We start from the raw sequence: 18,537 nt of genomic DNA on the forward strand, positions 1-18,537 counted from the left end.
TGGGCGAAATGCGCCTGGTAAGCAGAGTTTTTGAAATGTAAGGCCTTTGAATAAGACAAAAGGCTGCCTCATCGCTAACTTTGCAACAGTGCCGGATTGAATATAACCGACGTGACTGTTACATTTAGGTGGCTAAACCCGTCAAGCCCTCAGGAGTGAATCATGACCGTAGTCACGACCGCCGATACCTCCCAACTGTACGCACTTGCAGCCCGACATGGGCTCAAGCTCCATGGCCCGCTGACTGTCAATGAGCTTGGGCTCGACTATAGGATCGTGATCGCCACCGTCGACGATGGACGTCGGTGGGTGCTGCGCATCCCGCGCCGAGCCGAGGTAAGCGCGAAGGTCGAACCAGAGGCGCGGGTGCTGGCAATGCTCAAGAATCGCCTGCCGTTCGCGGTGCCGGACTGGCGCGTGGCCAACGCCGAGCTCGTTGCCTATCCCATGCTCGAAGACTCGACTGCGATGGTCATCCAGCCTGGTTCGTCCACGCCCGACTGGGTCGTGCCGCAGGACTCGGAGGTCTTCGCGGAGAGCTTCGCGACCGCGCTCGCCGCCCTGCATGCCGTCCCCATTTCCGCCGCCGTGGATGCGGGGATGCTCATCCGTACACCGACGCAGGCCCGTCAGAAGGTGGCCGACGACGTTGACCGCGTCCGACGCGAGTTCGTGGTGAACGACAAGCGCCTCCACCGGTGGCAGCGCTGGCTCGACGACGATTCGTCGTGGCCAGATTTCTCCGTGGTGGTGCATGGCGATCTCTACGTGGGCCATGTGCTCATCGACAACACGGAGCGCGTCAGCGGGATGATCGACTGGAGCGAGGCCCGCGTTGATGACCCTGCCATCGACATGGCCGCGCACCTTATGGTCTTTGGTGAAGAGGGGCTCGCGAAGCTCCTCCTCACGTATGAAGCGGCCGGTGGCCGGGTGTGGCCGCGGCTCGCCCACCACATCGCGGAGCGCCTTGCGTTCGGGGCGGTCACCTACGCACTCTTCGCCCTCGACTCGGGTAACGAAGAGTACCTCGCTGCGGCGAAGGCGCAGCTCGCCGCAGCGGAATGAGCGAACGTCGATATAGCCCGCTCGCGACGCTGTTCGCGGCGACCTTTCTCTTCCGGATCGGCAACGCGGTGGCGGCCCTCGCGCTTCCATGGTTCGTCCTGTCTCATACAAAGAGCGCGGCCTGGGCGGGCGCCACGGCCGCTAGCAGCGTCATCGCGACCATCATCGGCGCGTGGGTTGGTGGTGGCCTCGTCGATCGGTTCGGGCGCGCGCCCGTCGCATTGATCTCGGGTGTGGTGGGCGGCGTGGCCATGGCGAGCATCCCACTGCTCGATGCCGTTGGCGCCCTCTCGAACACTGGGCTGATCGCTTGCGTGGTGCTCGGTGCCGCGTTCGACGCACCCGGTATGGCCGCGCAGGACAGTGAGCTGCCCAAACTCGGCCACGTCGCCGGGCTCTCCGTTGAGCGCGTCTCGTCACTGAAAGCGGTGATCGGGAACGTCGCGATTCTAGGTGGCCCGGCCCTTGGGGGGGCCGCAATCGGCCTGCTTGGCGCTGCGCCAACGCTCGGGCTGACGGCGTTCTGCTCCGTCCTTGCAGGTCTGCTCGGCGCGTGGGTGCTTCCCGCGCGTGCCGCTCGGACGATGACCACGACGGCGACTCTCTCCATGCGCGCCGGCGTCGCTTTTCTCTGGAGCGAACCCCTGCTGCGCCCTCTCTTTGGTATAGTGATGATCTTCGTGGGCATCGTTGGCGCCAACGGCAGCGTCATCATGCCTGCGCTGTTTGTAGATGCAGGACGCCAAGTAGCAGAGCTCGGGCTGTTCTCCTCAATGATGGGGGCTGGTGGTCTCCTTGGCATTGCCATTCATGCGTCGGTCGGCGCCCGGATATCAGCGCAGAACTGGCTGGCGGTGGCATTTTGTGGCTCTGCGGTGGGCTCGCTTCTGCTTTCACAGTTGCCAGGCGTGCCGGTGCTGATGTTGTTGGGCGCGCTCGTGGGACTGCTGACCGGCTCAGTCTCTCCCATTCTCAACGCTGCCATCTACAACCGCACGCCGCCAGAACTTCTCGGCCGGGTACTCGGCACGGTCTCGGCGGTGATGCTGTCAGCCTCGCCCATGGTTATGCTTGCGGCCGGCGCGTTTGTCGACCTTGCTGGTCCGCTCCCTGGCCTCGTTGTATCGGCCGTGTTTGCGGGGCTCGTGGCTCTACTCTCGCTCCGTCTTCAATTTGCTACAATGGCGGCGGCAGCCACAGCCTCCGCCCCAACCCATACAGAAGGTGAACACTGATGCCCCGCCCCAAGCTCAAGTCCGATGACGAGGTACTCGAGGCCGCCACCGTAGTGCTGAAGCGTTGCGGTCCCATAGAGTTCACGCTCAGCGGAGTAGCAAAGGAGGTGGGGCTCTCCCGCGCAGCGTTAATCCAGCGCTTCACCAACCGCGATACGCTGCTGGTGAGGATGATGGAGCGCGGCGTCGAGCAGGTGCGGCATTACCTGAATGCGATACCGATAGGCGCAGGGCCGCAAGGGCTCTGGGAATTTTTGCAGGTGCTCGTTCGGAGCATGAACACTCGCAACGACTTCTCGGTGAACTATCTCATCTCCTGGTACGAGCTCCAGGTGCCGGAGCTACGCACGCTTGCGATCCAGCGGAACCGCGCGGTGGTGGAGGGGATCCGCAAGCGACTGCCCCCAGGTGCTCCTGCGGCAGCTGAGTTGCTCCTGCACTCGGTCATCGCTGGCGCGACGATGCAGTGGGCCGTCGATCCGGATGGTGAGCTAGCTGATCATGTGCTGGCTCAGATCGCTGCCATCCTGTGTTTAATGTTTCCCGAACACGACGATTTCCAACTCCTCCAGGCACATGCGTAAACGGAGGTGTGCAGAGTCCCTGCGGCAGGCGACGAACACGACCGTCGTCGATTAGTACCGGTACGGTCGGTGGTATCGAAGTCTTGATCACCACTCAGGTCTACGGCTTACAAATGGTGACCATCCCGATACTTGCGTCAGAGCACCGGGCCGATTCTTTGACAGTGAATCACTCCCGTAAGGTTGTGCCGGTGTGGGTGTCCCGGGTCGAGACGATACTCCGCCAATGCGCCCAGCAAACAACCTGGCCATCGCAGGTGGTGGGGAGCGGTGTGGCGGATGAGTTGGACAAGTTGGTGTAGCAGCACGAGCACGGCGAGATAACATCGCAGGAGTTCGACATGCTCAAGAGACAGCTGATTGCGAATCGCGATGCAGATTCATAACCCGATTGCGGGTTGGCTTCACTCCACCATCACCGAGCAGACTAGCACGGCGGGCTCTGTTGCAAAGATTGGCGGCAGTCAGAGGTAGGCTGTCGCTCTGCGCCGATCAGGCGGCTGCTGCGAAATGGTGGTTGAGCATGCCCATGGCCTCCGTCAGCGCCGAGGGCCCAATGCCAAAAGCTCTCTCCACAAGGCGCACCTCGCCCCTGATGCCGGGCTGCAGGCACCAGGGGCGAGCCTGTCCTTTGCGCAGGGCTCGCATGACTTCGAATCCCTTGATCGTGGCATAGGCCGTGGGGATCGATTTGAAACCGCGCACCGGCTTGATCAGTATCTTGAGCTTTCCGTGATCGGCCTCGATCACGTTATTGAGATACTTCACCTGCCGGTGGGCCGTCTCCCGGTCCAGCTTTCCTTCGCGCTTCAATTCGGTGATCGCTGCACCATAGCTCGGCGCTTTGTCGGTATTGAGCGTGGCAGGCTTTTCCCAGTGCTTCAGGCCTCGCAGGGCCTTGCCCAGGAACCGCTTCGCTGCCTTGGCGCTGCGGGTCGGCGACAGGTAGAAATCGATCGTGTCGCCCCGCTTGTCGACTGCCCGGTACAGGTAGGTCCACTTGCCCCGCACCTTGACGTAGGTTTCATCCAGGCGCCAGCTCGGATCAAAGCCACGCCGCCAGAACCAGCGCAGCCGCTTCTCCATCTCCGGGGCGTAGCACTGGACCCAGCGATAGATCGTCGTATGGTCGACCGAAATGCCGCGTTCCGCCAGCATTTCCTCAAGGTCGCGATAGCTGATCGGATAGCGACAATACCAGCGCACCGCCCACAGGATCACATCACCCTGGAAATGGCGCCACTTGAAATCCGTCATCGTTCCGTCCGTCCAATCTCCGCCAAGCATGCTCAAGCTTCACGATTTTTGCAACAGAGCCCACACGAGTATTGAGCATAGTCGAGATTGGTGCAGATCACTTCTGATATTGAACTGTCAGGAGCTGGCTGCACAACAGCCATTACGCCCAATCAACTGGTGCAGTCGTCTTCTGAAAATGACAATCCAGTTAGGGTATAGCTCAACCTGACATAGAAGCAAAAACTCAACCACCTTCTACCAACTCTCCGAACAGCTCCTTGACCTTTGTTTTCGCATCAGCAAGTGCAGTTCTGCCTTGTTCAGTGATGTCATAAACACGCCGTTCACGTCGCCCGGTGCGTTCGTGGCGTGAGGTCAGATAGCCTTTTTTTTCCAGGCCGTGCAGCATCGGGTACACGGTGCCAGCGCTCATCTCGTAGCCGTGTCGGCGTAGCTCTTCGATGATCCCCAGCCCAAAGACAGGTTCCTCGGCTGCATGGTGAAGGATGTGCAGGCGGATCAAACCGCCGTAGAGGTCTTTGTCAGTCATTTTTTGTGCCTCACAGAGCGACGCTCAACAGCCACCCAGCTGCACCGCTACCGAGGACAACCAGCCACGGCGGGAGCTTCCAGAACATAAGTGCGACAAGGGCAACTAATGCCAAGCCGAAGTCTTGCGGCTGAAAGATGGCGCTAGTCCATACAGGCTGATACAGCGCGGCCAGCAGCAAGCCGACTACAGCGGCATTGATCCCGGCCAGCGCAGCTTGGATGCCTGTATTGCGGCGCAAACGCTCCCAAAATGGCATTGATCCGACGACCAGCAAGAACGAGGGCGCGAAGATAGCCAGCAGACACACAATGCCGCCGATCCAGCCCGACGGGGCGGTGTTCATCGAGGCACCAAGAAACGCGGCGAACGTGAACAAAGGGCCGGGCACCGCTTGAGCTGCCCCGTACCCCGCGAGAAAGGATTCATTGTTGACCCAGCCGGAGGGCACCACTTCGGCTTGCAGTAATGGCAGCACAACGTGACCACCGCCGAACACCAGTGATCCGACACGATAGAAGGAATCCACCATTGCCATGGTTTGACTTGGCATCAGTTCGGCCAACACCGGCAGGCCAATCAGCAAGACAAAGAACAGCGAGAGCCAAAGCACGCCGGCCCGGTGACTGACCGTGATAGGTAGGGGGTCATGCTCAACAACTTTCGCTGGCTTGAACAATAACCGGCCTGCGATGCCTGCGATAGCAATCACGCCAACCTGTCCCCACGCGGACGGCACAAGTAAAACGACGCAGGTAGCAATTGCCATGATGGTGACTCGCAGCCCATCCGTGCATAGGTTACGCGCCATGCCCCATACTGCTTGAGCGACCACGGCCACAGCCACCACTTTTAAGCCATGCAACGCGCCCTGCGAGACGTAATCGCCATAGCTGGAGATGCCGAGCGCAAAAAGGATCAAGGCTATGGCAGACGGCAGCGTGAAGCCAGCCCAAGCAGCCAGCGCCCCGCTGTATCCAGCCCGAGACAGTCCTACCGCTATGCCGACCTGGCTGCTTGCAGGCCCTGGCAAGAACTGACAAAGCGCGACCAAGTCAGCATAGCTCCGTTCGGAGAGCCAGCGCCGCCGTGTGACAAATTCGGCGCGGAAGTAGCCCAAGTGCGCAATGGGGCCGCCAAAAGATGTCAATCCAAGCCGCAGAAAAATAAGAAAGACCGACCATGGTCTGCTGTCATCGGTAGGGTTATTCGTCATACTTTCGCCTTCATGATCTGCAACGAGTTGATCAATAATAAGCGAAATTCGATAACGAAATTCGATATAAATCTAGAAAAAAATACCTCTATGTGTACTACGCAGTTTTAGCTGTGGCTTTCACAGGAGCACGCTTACTTACGGCTTAGCGTGCTTTATTTAATGAGATGGTCACTCCCTCCTTCCCAGTACTATGCTGAGGACAGGCTTTCATTCGGAGAACCATCATGGAAAACATTGCGCTTATTGGTATCGATCTGGGTAAGAACTCTTTCCATATTCATTGTCAGGATCATCGTGGGAAGGCCGTTTACCGTAAAAAATTCACCCGACCAAAGCTAATCGAATTTCTGGCGACATGCCCGGCAACAACCATCGCGATGGAAGCCTGTGGCGGTTCTCACTTTATGGCACGCAAGCTGGAAGAGTTAGGGCATTTTCCAAAGCTGATATCACCGCAATTTGTCCGCCCATTCGTTAAAAGCAACAAAAATGACTTCGTTGATGCTGAAGCTATCTGTGAAGCAGCATCACGTCCATCTATGCGTTTCGTGCAGCCCAGAACCGAATCTCAGCAGGCAATGCGAGCTCTGCATCGTGTCCGTGAATCCCTGGTTCAGGATAAGGTGAAAACAACTAATCAGATGCATGCTTTTCTGCTGGAATTTGGTATCAGCGTTCCGCGAGGTGCTGCCGTTATTAGTCGACTGAGTACCCTTCTTGAGGACAGTAGTTTGCCTCTTTATCTCAGCCAGTTACTGCTGAAATTACAACAGCATTATCACTATCTTGTTGAGCAGATTAAAGATCTGGAATCTCAGTTGAAACGAAAGTTGGACGAAGATGAGGTTGGACAGCGCTTGCTGAGTATTCCCTGCGTTGGAACGCTGACTGCCAGTACTATTTCAACTGAGATTGGCGACGGGAAGCAGTACGCCAGCAGCCGTGACTTTGCGGCGGCAACAGGGCTGGTACCCCGACAGTACAGCACGGGAGGTCGGACGACATTGTTAGGGATTAGCAAGCGGGGCAACAAAAAGATCCGAACTTTGTTGGTTCAGTGTGCCAGGGTATTCATACAAAAACTGGAACACCAGTCTGGCAAGTTGGCCGACTGGGTCAGGGAGTTGTTGTGTCGGAAAAGCAACTTTGTCGTCACCTGTGCTCTGGCAAACAAGCTGGCCAGAATAGCCTGGGCACTGACGGCGCGACAGCAAACTTACGAAGCATAAAGGCAGAAATACACCAGTTTAAACAATCATTCATCTGGTTTTGCGAATACTGATATTGATGATACTAACGGCCCACCGGCCTGTTGAGGAACCTGTAAAACGGAAAGGCTCATTGAAGCCGTATATTTTCTGGAGGTTCATCAGGCGCGGAACTCATCGAGGCGCGGGAATAAAATCCCATTCAGACGCCGGATAGATTCAAGCAAGCCAACTTGTCGTCAAAATCGGTGTTGCAAAAACGGGAGTGACCATAGATTCCGTTTTCTGAGGCGACTCCAACGTCAGAAAAGACCGTGCGGTCGACTTTTGATATTTCGTGCTGTCGCCTTCTGAAAGTGACACCAAGGCCCCGCAACGCGGGGCTTTTTTTGTCTCAAAACGCTTTCTCAAAAAAACTTTCTCAAATACCCTCGGGAGAACGAAATTTGAGAAGAAGGCCATGACCCACAGAACCCAGACCGCTAATCAGGTGGTCACCTGATGTTGATTGGCTACGCTCGCGTCTCAACTGTCGATCAAGACTTACGCCTCCAGCTCGACGCACTACAAGCGGCTGGATGCGACAAGGTTTTCACCGATAAGGCCAGCGGGAAGAAACTAGACCGCGCCGGCCTGATAGATGCACTGGCTTTCGCCCGCGAGGGTGACACGCTCGTCGTGTGGAAGCTGGATCGCCTTGGTCGTTCAATGAAAGGGCTGGTTGACCTTGCTGCCGAACTTGATGCGCGGAAGGTCGATCTTCGTTCGCTCACTGACGGTATCGACACCAAAGGAACCGCTGGACGCTTTTTCTTCCACGTCCTTGCCGCTATGGCGGAAATGGAGCGGGAATTGATCCTGGAGCGAACCAGGGCCGGCCTGGAAGCCGCTAGGCGTAGCGGAAAGGTCGGTGGCCGGCGTCCGGTAATGACCCCAGCAAAAACCGAGGCAGCACAAACGTTGCTGAGCAACGGGATGGACGCCAAGGAGGTGGCCATGTCCATCGGGGTATCGTTGCCAACTCTCTATCGACACCTGCCGGCGCGGGATCGGGAATAGGCCTCCGGCCGACCTGGCGTGAACCTGGACGTGATGAACAACTCCCACGGGTCAGGTAATGCGCCCCTGAAACCGCGTGTGTAGAGGGGGTGACAATTTGTCAGGGGGGACGCACGGATCGAGGTGGCCACCGACAAACTGGCGCGCTCCTGGACGTGATGAACAACTCCCACGGATCAGGTGATGCGCCCCTGAAACCGCGTGTGTAGAGGGGTGACAATTTGTCAGGGGGGCGCACGGATCGAGGTGGCTACCGACAAACTGGCGCGCTCCTGGACGTGATGAACAACTCCCACGGATCGAGGCGCTGGCCTTCGCCTGCTGACGCGAAGACGAAAAAAAGCCCTCAAGGCGAGGGCTTTGTAATAGGACGATCAGCGAGCGCGGTGCCACAGAAGTAGACGTGAGGGGGTGAGCACCTGGGCGAGTCTTGCGACTCCAGCCTGCCGCTGACCAAAGGTACAGCGGCGGCGATTCTACTACAGCGCTTTACCCCTGCGCCCGGTAATGACGTACAACACGTCAAAACCCAGCTGGTCGAGACTGGCCAAGGCCACCGCATCCGGGCAGCTCTTCCCTGCTTCGTAGTAGCACCAGGTGCGCCGGGAACAGCCAATCCTGGCAGCAGTCTCGGTGCCAGTCAGGTTGAGTCGAGACGCTTCCAGGGCTAAGCGCCGGCCGACAGCCTCTTTCACAGGGTATGCGCCTTTTTCGCTTGCAGCCTGGCCCCTTCCTCCTGGCTCAGCTCTGCTTTGACCTTGCCAACACCTCGGCTATAGGACACCTCGTAGCACTTGCCCACTACCGGCTCCTTCTCGAACAGCTTGCGATCATGCTGGACGATTCCCTTGGGGCCGAACTGATAGACATGCTTCTGGTCAACGTGCAGCACCTGTCCACCGTAGGTTTGCGGGTGGACGTTCTTGGCTGGATTAGTGGCGTCGCTCAGTTGGTGGATGCCTTTAGGCAATCCTGCCTCTGGCTGTACCTTCATGGTGACCCAGCCCGGTTCTCCATCTTTCCCCGCACCAGGTACAACCTGGTCGATCTGACGGCTGCCATTCAGCACTACGATTTTCACGCTGCCTTCGGGCTTCATGAGAACGCCGGCATCGCCGTTATTGCGGTTTGCAATTTTCATTACCACTTCAACTTCTCCTTGTTAGCGCGACATTGCCCGTCGCGGTTGTTGCTTCTCTGCCTGCGTCTGAACTTGCTCGAGGCGTTTCTGCTCGATGCGCTCCTGGTGCTTCTCGATGGCTAAGCCAACCTCCGACCGCACCTGGCGATCCAGGGCCTCACGGCCGAGGCTGCTTTTGGTGGCCAGGTCGTTGAAGTCCGTGAAACGCTTCATCTGGTTGATAGCTTCTTGTTGCTCAGGGGTCAGCTTATTGGCGCGGGCCTTCTCCGGGTCGATGGGTTCCACTCCAGCCGGATAGGCTTGCTCGCCTGGTGCGAAGATCGGAAAGATGGCCTTGCCTTCTACCGACTTCGCCGCTTCCTGGGCCTTAGTTCGGCCTGGGTTCTTGCCGTCAATCAGCTCCTGGTGAAGATCGTTGTCCCCGGCAATCAGAATTGGCTTGTCGGGGAACTGCTCGCGCATCTGCGCGGCGACATGGGGAAGGTTGCCCGAGTCAAACGCCGCAACGGTTGCGTAGCCAAGGCTTTGGGACAGCGTATCGGCCGTGGCATAGCCTTCGCCGATCACGATGGCAGGAGCTGCTTGCAGAGCCTCCAGGCCAGCGCCGCCGACGACATGGAAGTTCTGGTGTTTCTCGGTGCCCTTGGCAAACATCTTCGTGCCGTTGGCGCGAATTGACTGCGCAGCCTTGAGGTTGCCATTGCTGTCCTGTGCGGTCAGCAGCAAGTCGCCGGCTGTGAAGACCAGATTATCCGGGTTGGCCTCGCGCAGCGCCTTCGACTCCCTAGCATTTTTCCCAATGAGGATGATCGAATCGGCAGGCAAGCCCGCTGTGTCCGCAGGTACAACCTTGAGGTCGCCGGGCCTGGCCTCCTTGTTCTGGAGATAGGTGTGATCCGCTGTTGCTTGTGGTGCGATCGCCAGCAGTTCGCCGATCGCCTTAACTGCGCGGGCTTGATTCACCAGCCGCTCTTGCTCTCGCTGGGCTTGCCGCTGCGCAGCTTCGGCATTGAAAGATGCTTTGTCGCCCTCGCTGAGCGCGTAGCCCTTGGCTTTCCAGTTTGATTGGAAGCCTGTGCGGTGGTTCTGAATCGTACCTGCAGGAACGCCTTTCTCGCCGGGTTCCAGCTCGAACCCCCGATAAGCTCCCGAGGTGTTGCCCTTGCTTCCCCCCTCGACCGGGACTCGGTGCCATTTGCCGTCCATGATGGGGTGCTCTCCATCAACCACTAGGCCGGCTTCCTTCATGACCTGGGCGAACTCTTCTCGCGGCTCCATCGCGGGGGCCTGGCGAACTTGGTTCTCTGGCAGCCACTTTTGTAGCTTCTCCAGGTCTGCGCCAGGCTGCGCGTACCAGCATTTAGTCTGCTTATCGAAACCGATGGCGGGACGGCCGCTCTGTAGCTTGCCAGCGACCTGTTTGGCCTCGTCGCGCTGCTCGTATGGAACAGCCAACCAGGTCTTTTCCTTGGCCACGCTGGTACTGCTCTGCTCGCTACGGGCCTCGCTCTTTTCGAGTTCGGCTATTCGCCGCTGCATTTCAGGATCATTTAGAGCAAGCGCCACCTCGGCATTTTTTCGCTCTTCTTTGGCCGCAGAAATGTCCTCGTCAGTGCTGTTCGGGTTTTGTCGCACCTGCGCTTCTCGCAGTCGTGCTTGCTCGACTGCTTGCTGCATATCATCAGCCTGAACCAGCCCCTGGCCCTGGAGCACTTCGCGCCGGTCGCTGACCGCATCAGTAGCATCGAATATCTGCTTCTCTACCTGGTCAACATCCTGGTACATGGCTTCGGCGGCTGGCTCATGGCGCTGCCAGAACGGGTTGTTGTTGCCCATTGGGTGCATCGAATCCAGAACACTCTGCACAGTGTCTAGCTGCCGCTCGTTCATCCGGCCAATGGCAGGGCGAAGGTCGCTACTCAGCTTGTCCAGCACCCATTGCTCGGCGGTCAGTTGCTGCTGTGTGATTTCCTGTTGGGGCAACTGCTGTCCCTGCTCCATTTTGGCCTCCTGCTGTTCCTGCCGATGCCGGGCTGTGGCGATTGCAGAGTTGAGGGCGTTCGTCTGCCACTCATCATCCGAAGTCATGCCAGTGCCTGGAACTCGCTGCCCCTCGATGCAGCTCACAGCTTTACCGTCGCCGCTGTGCAGCTCGCTATGTACTGGGATCAATTTTCCGTCTGTATCCTGGTACTCGACGCGAATATCCGCCTCGTACTCGCCAGCATTCGACCAGCGAAGCATTGCCTTGAGGCCGTTAGCTTCGGCAGTGCGCTCCAGGGTCTGCCACGACTCCAGGGCGCTGTATCCAGGATTGGCGTTCTTGTGGGCTTCCTGGATATGGGCCAATACCTCGGCCTGCTCTTGGCCTAGCTGCGCGGTGTCCACCTGGTGGTCTTGAACTTGCTGCTGTTCAAACGCCAGGACGAAAGCCTGGATTTTCTCGGCATCCGCGGCTGCCCGGAAGATCTCAAGTGGATCTTCTTGCAGCACCTTGATCCATGACCCGACATACGCAACGTGCTGACCAGGATCGTGGCCAATACCCAGCTCGTTGCCCAGGATCATGCTGGAAATCTCTGCCCGCAACTCTTCCTTGGCGTACCCCTCCGACCCGAATGGGTTGGACAAGTCACGGTCAAGCCGCGAAGGGTGGCCAGTCCAATGCCCCAGCTCATGCAGTGCGGTCGCGTAGTAGTTGTCGGCCGAGGGAAACTGGCCGCGCTCGGGCATGGTGATGCTGTCGGTTGATGGCCGGTAAAACGCCCTATCACCGCCTGCATGTGTGATGCGCGCCCCTGATTGTTGCCGCTGACCGAAAACTGACCCAGTAGAGGCTGTTCTGCCGACTGAAAACTGACCCAGGTGTTCAACTGCTTCTGCTCAATTTTTGAGCAGGAGAACACAGGGTGATCAGTATGGAAATGATGGGCAAAATTCGCCGGATGTATTTCCGCGACAAGCTGTCGCTGCATGAGATAGCCAAGCGCACCGGGTTGGCGCGCAACACGATTCGCAAGTGGGTCAGAGCACCTGAGGCCAAGCCGCCGGTCTACCAACGCCGCGCGATCTTCAACAAACTCAGCCCTTTTCACGCCACGCTGGAGCAGGCGCTAAAAGCCGATTCGCTGCGGCCCAAGCAACAGCGGCGCAGTGCCAAGGCGCTGTTGGCGCAAATCAAAGCCGAAGGTTATGACGGTGGCTACAGCCAGCTCACCGCGTTTATCCGTGCCTGGCGAGGGGGACAGGGCAAGGCGTCGCAGGCCTTTGTGCCGCTGACCTTTGCTCTTGGCGAGGCGTTTCAGTTTGACTGGAGCGAGGAAGGCTTGCTGGTCGGCGGCATTTACCGGCGTATGCAGGTGGCACATCTGAAGCTGTGTGCCAGCCGTGCGTTCTGGCTTGTGGCGTATCCGAGCCAGGGCCATGAGATGTTATTTGACGCCCATACACGCTCGTTCGGCTCCTTGGGCGGCGTGCCGCGCCGGGGCATCTACGACAACATGAAGACCGCCGTCGACAAGGTCAATAAGGGCAAAGGCCGGGCGGTGAATGCGCGCTTTGCGGTGATGTGCGCGCATTACCTGTTCGATCCGGACTTCTGCAACGTCGCCGCTGGTTGGGAAAAGGGCATCGTTGAAAAGAACGTGCAAGACAGCCGCAGGCGTATCTGGCTAGACGCCCAGGACTGCCAGTTTCACTCCTTCGAGGAACTCAATGCCTGGCTGGGCCAGCGCTGCCGCGCGCTTTGGAACGAGCTGACGCACCCTCAATACAGCGGGCTGAGTGTGGCCGAAGTGCTGGAGTTGGAGCGCGCTGAACTGATGCCTGTGCCAGCGCCATTCGACGGTTACGTCGAGCGGCCTGCGCGGGTCTCCAGCACCTGCCTGGTCAGCGTCGGGCGCAACCGCTACTCGGTGCCGTGTGAGTATGCGGGTAAGTGGGTCAGCAGCCGTTTGTATCCGACGCGAATCGAGGTGGTGGCTGACGACGCGCTGATCGCCAGCCATGTCCGCTTGCTGGATCGCGACCAGGTCAGCTATGACTGGCAGCACTACCTCCCGCTGATCGAACGCAAGCCCGGTGCGCTGCGCAACGGCGCGCCCTTTGCTGATCTGCCGGCGCCGCTGCGTCAGCTTAAGCACGGTCTGGGGCGTCATGCCGGCGGTGACCGGATCATGGCGCAAGTTCTGGCTGCCGTACCGGTCGCCGGGCTCGATGCGGTGCTGGTGGCTGTTGAGCTGGTACTGGAAAGCGGCAGCCTGAGCGCCGAACACATCCTCAATGTCGTGGCGCGCCTGGCCGCGACCGAACCACCACCCAGCGTCGAAACCCACTTGTCGCTCAAGGAAGCCCCCGTCGCTAACACGGCGCGCTACGACCGCCTGCGTGGCCAGACCGAGGAGATCGGTCATGCGTGATTTGATGGCGGAACTCAAGGAGCTGCGCCTGCACGGCATGGCCACGGCCTGGGCGGAGTTAACTGCACAGGGTGAGTCGAACACAGCCTCGTCCAAGTGGCTGCTCGAACACCTGCTGGAACAAGAGCACACAGATCGCGCCATGCGCTCGGTGAGCCACCAGATGAACATGGCCAAGCTGCCGATGCACCGCGATCTGGCCAGCTTCGACTTCAGCGCCTCCAGCGCCGACGCTCGCTTGATCAGCGAGCTGGCCAATCTGAGCTTTACCGACAACGCGCAGAACGTGGTGCTGATCGGCGGCCCAGGCACCGGCAAAACCCACCTGGCCACCGCACTGGCCGTGTCCGGCATCACCCGGCATGGCAAGCGCGTGCGCTTCTACTCCACGGTCGATCTGGTCAATCTGCTGGAGCGCGAAAAACACGACGGCAAAGCCGGGCGGATCGCCCAGGCACTGCTGCGCATGGATCTGGTCATCCTCGACGAACTGGGTTATCTGCCCTTCAGCCAGGCCGGCGGTGCGTTGCTGTTTCACCTGCTATCCAAGCTGTACGAACACACCAGCGTGGTGATCACCACCAACCTGAGCTTCGCCGAATGGTCGAGCGTGTTCGGCGACGCCAAGATGACCACCGCCCTGCTGGATCGGCTGACCCACCACTGCCACATCGTCGAAACCGGTAACGAGTCCTATCGCCTGCAACACAGTAGCTTGGCGGCCCAGGCCAAGATCAAATCACGGGAGCGAAAGCGTAAGGGCGGCCAGGAACCGGAGGACGATGAGCCGTTCTGATTTCATGGCGACGACGGCCTGCTACATGGCTGCGTGTGGCAGGTCTTAAACAACTGAACTGGGCTAGCGAAGGAGTGGGGGCAACAGCAGCTGCGCTGGTAGACTTATCCACAGTTGCTGGTAACAAAATCAGCAATCCGCCCTGGGTCAAATTTCAATCGGCAGGGTGGGTCAATTTTCCATCAGCGCCAACACACTAAGCAACCATCAGAAAATTTTGACTGTACGCCAAAAAATTCGCATCTACCAGCATCTAAACAGGCGTTGCAGGGCAATCGCATGAACGCCTGCCGATTTGAATGAGTCCTTTCCCAGCGGGCATCCTGAGCGCCTCTCTACTCAGGATGCCCTGCAATGTCGCATCACATACCAATCTCCGATGTTCTGGTCGCCATCAATGATCCCCGTCAGCAGGGCAAGATTCGTCACGACCTGGTCGAAACACTGGTCGTGGCTATCTGCGGCGTGCTTGCCGGCGCTGACACCTTCATCGAAATCGAACTCTGGGCTGAGCAGCGGCTGGACTGGTTCCGCCGTATTCTGAAACTACCCCACGGCATTCCCTCACACGACACCTTTGGACGGCTATTCAGCCTGATCGATCCAGAGGAGTTCGAGCAGGCCTTCCGCTGTTGGGTTGCGGCGATCCTACCGGCCCTTTCTCCGCAAGTGGTTGCCCTAGACGGCAAGACCAGTCGCCGCTCCGGCAAGAAAAACACGGCCCCGTTGCACCTGGTCAGCGCTTTTGCGGCTGATTCAGGGCTGATTCTCGGGCAGAGGGCGACCTCCCAGAAGTCCAACGAGAAGACCGCCATTCCTGAGCTGCTGGCCACACTGGCGCTTGAGGGCTGCACCGTGACGATCGATGCCATGGGTACCCAGCCGGACATTGCACAGGCCATTCTCGATCGCGGGGCGCACTATCTGCTGGCCATCAAGGGAAACCAGCCGAAGCTGGCCGAAGCGATCGATGACTTCGCTGACACCTTTTTGGACGGCGATCCTGCCCGGGTACCCCATGCGCACTTCGAGCATGTCGAGAAGGACCATGGCCGGCTGGAGGTTCGTCGCTGCCATGTTTTCGACCAACTCCAGTGCCTGCCACAGCCAGAACGCTGGCCAGGACTGCGCACTTTCGTGATGCTGGAGTCCGAGCGGACTGTGGGCAACCAGACCAGCCTGGAGCGCCGTTACTACATCAGCAGTCTTGCTCCGGATGCAGAGCGCATCGCACATGCCATCAGGGCGCACTGGGGCGTGGAGAACCGCGTCCACTGGTGCATGGATGTCATTTTTGGTGACGATCAGATGCGGATCCAAACCGGGCATGCTGCCCACAACATGGCCGTTCTCAAGCAACTTACATTGAATTTGATCCGGTTGGATCCGGTCAAGCGCAAGGGTGGCATCAAGGCACGAAGGCTGATTGCTGCAACCTCTGATGATTATCGGGCTGAACTATTAGGTCTCAGGTGAGCTTCATGCGATTGCCTTGACAGGCGTTGTTGATTATGGCGGCCGCGGAAACTGAGTGCAACACCTGAACCTTTCGGTAAGGTGTCGGCCCTATGTCCTATCACGAACTCAGCATTGAAGAACGCGTCACGATCCAGATCGGCCAGCTGAACGGCTTGAGTCAGCGAGCAATCGCCGGTCTGTTGGGCCGTAGTCCATCCACAGTCAGCAGAGAGCTGCGTCGTAACAGTAGGCCGAAAGCTGCGTACGTTGCCCATGCTGCTCAGAGCCGAACTCTTTCCCGGCGCAAGGCCTGTCGGCCGAAGCGAAGGTTGCTGCCCGGCAGCGAACTGTTTGAGCTGGTTATCGCCCTGTTGCGCCAACGCTTTTCTCCAGAGCAAATTGCCGGCAAGCTGCGCAGCATGAGCATTCCCAGTTTTGAAGACGCCTACGTCTGTCGTGAGACCATCTATAACGCGATCTACGCCTTGCCGGTTGGCGAGTTGCGTAAGGAGCTGATCATCTGCCTGCGTCAGGGCAAGAGCTCGCGAAGACCTCGCAGTGGCGGCGTTGACCGTCGTGGGCAAATTCCCGACATGGTCAGTATTCACGTGCGCCCGCCTGAAATTGAAGACCGCCTTATGCCAGGACACTGGGAAGGTGACCTGATCAAAGGCAAGGCCAATGCATCGTCTGTCGGTACATTGGTTGAACGGACCAGCGGCTACTTGATGCTGGTGAAGATGCGCGACGCGACGGCCACGTCGGCGATGGAGGGCTTCAGTGCAGCGCTTAATCGGATGCCGTTGGCGGTGCGCAAGAGCATGACTTACGACCAGGGCCGGGAGATGGCCAAGCACGCCGAGATCACGCAAAACACTGGTGTAGCCATTTACTTCTGCGACCCGCATAGCCCTTGGCAGCGAGGCAGTAACGAGAACATCAACGGCTTGATTCGCCAGTTCCTGCCCAAGGGCACAGATCTGTCGGTACACAGCCAGGAGCAGCTGGATGAGATCGCTTACCTGATGAACATTCGCCCGCGCAAACGCTTCAACTGGAAGTGCCCGATTGAAGTCATGACAGAGGTGGTAGGAATGCATCATGCTGCGCCTGCTTCAATTCAATAACCGTGTTGCACTCAGCCCCTGCAACCGCCTATCATAAAACACTGACACTGTATTATATAATCGTGCTTTTGTGTTATTTTTTTAATATTTACTGATTACGTACTTGCTTAACCACTCAGTTGCGCTAGAACTAATAGACGCGAAATTTAAATCTCTAATTTTCCAACACTTAGTAAAACCTCGTTTGCCATCCCACTACCATTGTAGGAGCAAATCAGGAGACATAAAAAATTAGCGGTAGCGTGCCTGGCCCTCTAAATAACTGATCCCAATAGTGCTACACCTTCGCTGTGCCATAGCCATTCCCCGGGAAAGGAGACACGGTATCCATGAAGTGTTTCACTCGGGCCAGCAGGTTTGCCATCCCTCTGCATTGATGATTGCGCGTGATGGTTTCATGTAACTTGTGCCATAGCCGTTCTATGTGATTAACCCAAGGGCTGTAAACTGGCTGGAACACCAGGCAGAACTTGGGATTCTTCTTCAACCATCGCTCGGTCTGTTTGCTTTTGTGAATGATGTAGTTATCGAGGATCAACGTGATGGTTTTGGCTCGTCGGTAGTGGTGGCGCAGCTTTTCCAGCATGGCAATAAACAGCGATGAGTTTTTCTTGATCCCGCTGACGTAAAGTACCCTTCCGTTGCCTGCGTGGAGAACGCCTGCCAGATAATGCTTGGCATTCTGCCCCGGTGTGACAACCCGCTTTTGCTGCGCTCTGAACATCCAGTCGGCTCCTAATTTGGGATTGAGGTCTATATCGACTTCATCCTCATAAAACACCGGATTATCGGCATCACAGCGGGCCAGCGCGGCGTCGATATTCGCCATTTTTTCCTGATAGGCTGGGTCTTTTATCCGCAAGGTCGGCACGGGCCTGCGCCAGACAATGCCCATACGAGGTAACCATCGGCGGAGCGTGGAGGCTGCCACATTGAGCCCTGTTAATCGATTGATTTTTATAGCCAATAGTTCAGTACACCAACGGCTGCGCTGATAACCAAAATCTTGCGGAGAAAACTGCATGAGCAGCACCAGTAAGGTGACAATCTTGGCGATAGGTAAGACTGGGGCACGGCCAGCCGGTAAGGCTTCTAGCGCATCTATGCCTTCATCTCGATACCACCGAAGCCAACGACCGATGGTCGAGCGCGCAGCGCCGGTAAGGTGATGAACATCGGTGATCGTGCGTCCTTCATGTAACAGCAAGATGGCCATCAAGCGACGAGCATGTCCTTTATCACGGGTGGCATGGATGATTTTGTGAATGCGGCGCCGTTGTGGTCGTGGCAGAGGTGGTAGGATAGGCATCAACTCAGTCCTTTGGGTGTGGCTTGTTTTGTTTAGCGACTAATCAGATCGCACAAACTGGACTGAGTTCCCTTCCTCCGGTGATCTACTATTCGGAACAGCTATTTAGATAAGTATTGGAGACTG

14 protein-coding genes and 2 pseudogenes are annotated in these 18,537 nt (G+C 57.9%); 9 read left to right on the plus strand and 7 right to left on the minus strand.

The window, feature by feature from the left end; genetic code table 11:
- The first annotated feature begins 162 nt into the window (after nt 1–162).
- The 3 genes from HII27_RS24455 to mphR(A) are packed head-to-tail and all read left to right on the plus strand — an operon-like array spanning nt 163 to nt 2,887.
- Nucleotides 163–1,068 (plus strand): Mph(A) family macrolide 2'-phosphotransferase, encoded by a 906-nt coding sequence (locus HII27_RS24455; protein WP_000219391.1) that lies wholly within the window; start codon nt 163–165, stop codon nt 1,066–1,068.
- Nucleotides 1,065–2,303: a macrolide resistance MFS transporter Mrx(A) gene (mrx(A), locus tag HII27_RS24460; protein ID WP_000004159.1), complete on the plus strand. Its 1,239-nt coding sequence runs from the start codon at nt 1,065–1,067 to the stop codon at nt 2,301–2,303. Before HII27_RS24455 ends, mrx(A) begins: the two co-directional genes overlap by 4 nt.
- Complete coding sequence (mphR(A), locus tag HII27_RS24465; protein ID WP_001137892.1) at nt 2,303–2,887, plus strand: macrolide-binding transcriptional repressor MphR(A); 585 nt, start codon at nt 2,303–2,305, stop codon at nt 2,885–2,887. The genes mrx(A) and mphR(A) overlap by 1 nt, the downstream gene beginning before the upstream one ends.
- A gap of 492 nt (nt 2,888–3,379) precedes the next feature.
- On the opposite strand, the gene HII27_RS24470 is transcribed toward mphR(A), so the two are convergent.
- The 4 genes and pseudogenes from HII27_RS24470 to chrA form a co-directional block, all read right to left on the minus strand.
- Nucleotides 3,380–4,144, minus strand: coding sequence for an IS6-like element IS6100 family transposase (locus HII27_RS24470; RefSeq protein ID WP_001389365.1), 765 nt, complete (start codon nt 4,142–4,144; stop codon nt 3,380–3,382).
- A gap of 117 nt (nt 4,145–4,261) precedes the next feature.
- Nucleotides 4,262–4,327, minus strand: a pseudogene (locus HII27_RS27630) (EAL domain-containing protein); the annotation flags it as partial.
- A gap of 43 nt (nt 4,328–4,370) precedes the next feature.
- Entirely contained in the window at nt 4,371–4,676 is a 306-nt protein-coding gene (locus HII27_RS24480) for a PadR family transcriptional regulator (RefSeq protein WP_000130000.1), read from the minus strand.
- A gap of 10 nt (nt 4,677–4,686) precedes the next feature.
- On the minus strand, nt 4,687–5,892 hold the full coding sequence (gene chrA, locus HII27_RS24485) for a chromate efflux transporter (RefSeq protein WP_000184001.1): 1,206 nt from the start codon (nt 5,890–5,892) through the stop codon (nt 4,687–4,689).
- A 227-nt stretch (nt 5,893–6,119) separates the two neighbouring features.
- On the opposite strand from chrA, the gene HII27_RS24490 reads away from it, so the two are divergent.
- Nucleotides 6,120–7,124, plus strand: coding sequence for an IS110-like element IS5075 family transposase (locus HII27_RS24490; protein WP_000427619.1), 1,005 nt, complete (start codon nt 6,120–6,122; stop codon nt 7,122–7,124).
- Nucleotides 7,125–7,604: 480 nt separating this feature from the next.
- Complete coding sequence (locus tag HII27_RS24495) at nt 7,605–8,162, plus strand: recombinase family protein (RefSeq protein ID WP_010466470.1); 558 nt, start codon at nt 7,605–7,607, stop codon at nt 8,160–8,162.
- Nucleotides 8,163–8,853: 691 nt separating this feature from the next.
- On the opposite strand, the gene HII27_RS24500 is transcribed toward HII27_RS24495, so the two are convergent.
- Both HII27_RS24500 and HII27_RS27290 read right to left on the minus strand, forming a co-directional pair.
- On the minus strand, nt 8,854–9,303 hold the full coding sequence (locus HII27_RS24500) for a KfrB domain-containing protein (RefSeq protein WP_185669947.1): 450 nt from the start codon (nt 9,301–9,303) through the stop codon (nt 8,854–8,856).
- 21 nt (nt 9,304–9,324) lie between these two features.
- A pseudogene (locus tag HII27_RS27290) lies at nt 9,325–12,105 on the minus strand (zincin-like metallopeptidase domain-containing protein); the annotation flags it as partial.
- 116 nt (nt 12,106–12,221) lie between these two features.
- On the opposite strand from HII27_RS27290, the gene istA reads away from it, so the two are divergent.
- From istA to HII27_RS24525, 4 genes are all read left to right on the plus strand, one after another.
- Nucleotides 12,222–13,721, plus strand: a complete 1,500-nt coding sequence (gene istA / locus HII27_RS24510; RefSeq protein WP_024012635.1) for an IS21-like element ISPst3 family transposase — start codon at nt 12,222–12,224, stop codon at nt 13,719–13,721.
- Nucleotides 13,714–14,517: an IS21-like element ISPst3 family helper ATPase IstB gene (gene istB / locus HII27_RS24515; protein WP_113994896.1), complete on the plus strand. Its 804-nt coding sequence runs from the start codon at nt 13,714–13,716 to the stop codon at nt 14,515–14,517. Before istA ends, istB begins: the two co-directional genes overlap by 8 nt.
- 354 nt (nt 14,518–14,871) lie before the next feature.
- Nucleotides 14,872–15,993, plus strand: a complete 1,122-nt coding sequence (locus HII27_RS24520) for an ISAs1-like element ISPa60 family transposase (RefSeq protein ID WP_113994897.1) — start codon at nt 14,872–14,874, stop codon at nt 15,991–15,993.
- A gap of 92 nt (nt 15,994–16,085) precedes the next feature.
- Nucleotides 16,086–17,102: an IS30 family transposase gene (locus tag HII27_RS24525; RefSeq protein ID WP_090523474.1), complete on the plus strand. Its 1,017-nt coding sequence runs from the start codon at nt 16,086–16,088 to the stop codon at nt 17,100–17,102.
- 277 nt (nt 17,103–17,379) lie between these two features.
- Here HII27_RS24525 and HII27_RS24530 read toward each other — a convergent pair whose 3' ends face one another.
- Nucleotides 17,380–18,411 (minus strand): IS630-like element ISAhy2 family transposase, encoded by a 1,032-nt coding sequence (locus HII27_RS24530; RefSeq protein WP_001809438.1) that lies wholly within the window; start codon nt 18,409–18,411, stop codon nt 17,380–17,382.
- Between the last annotated feature and the right edge of the window lie 126 nt (nt 18,412–18,537).

The sequence above is a fragment of the Kluyvera sichuanensis genome (assembly GCF_014218705.1).
GTDB classification, from domain to species: Bacteria; Pseudomonadota; Gammaproteobacteria; order Enterobacterales; family Enterobacteriaceae; genus Kluyvera; species Kluyvera sichuanensis.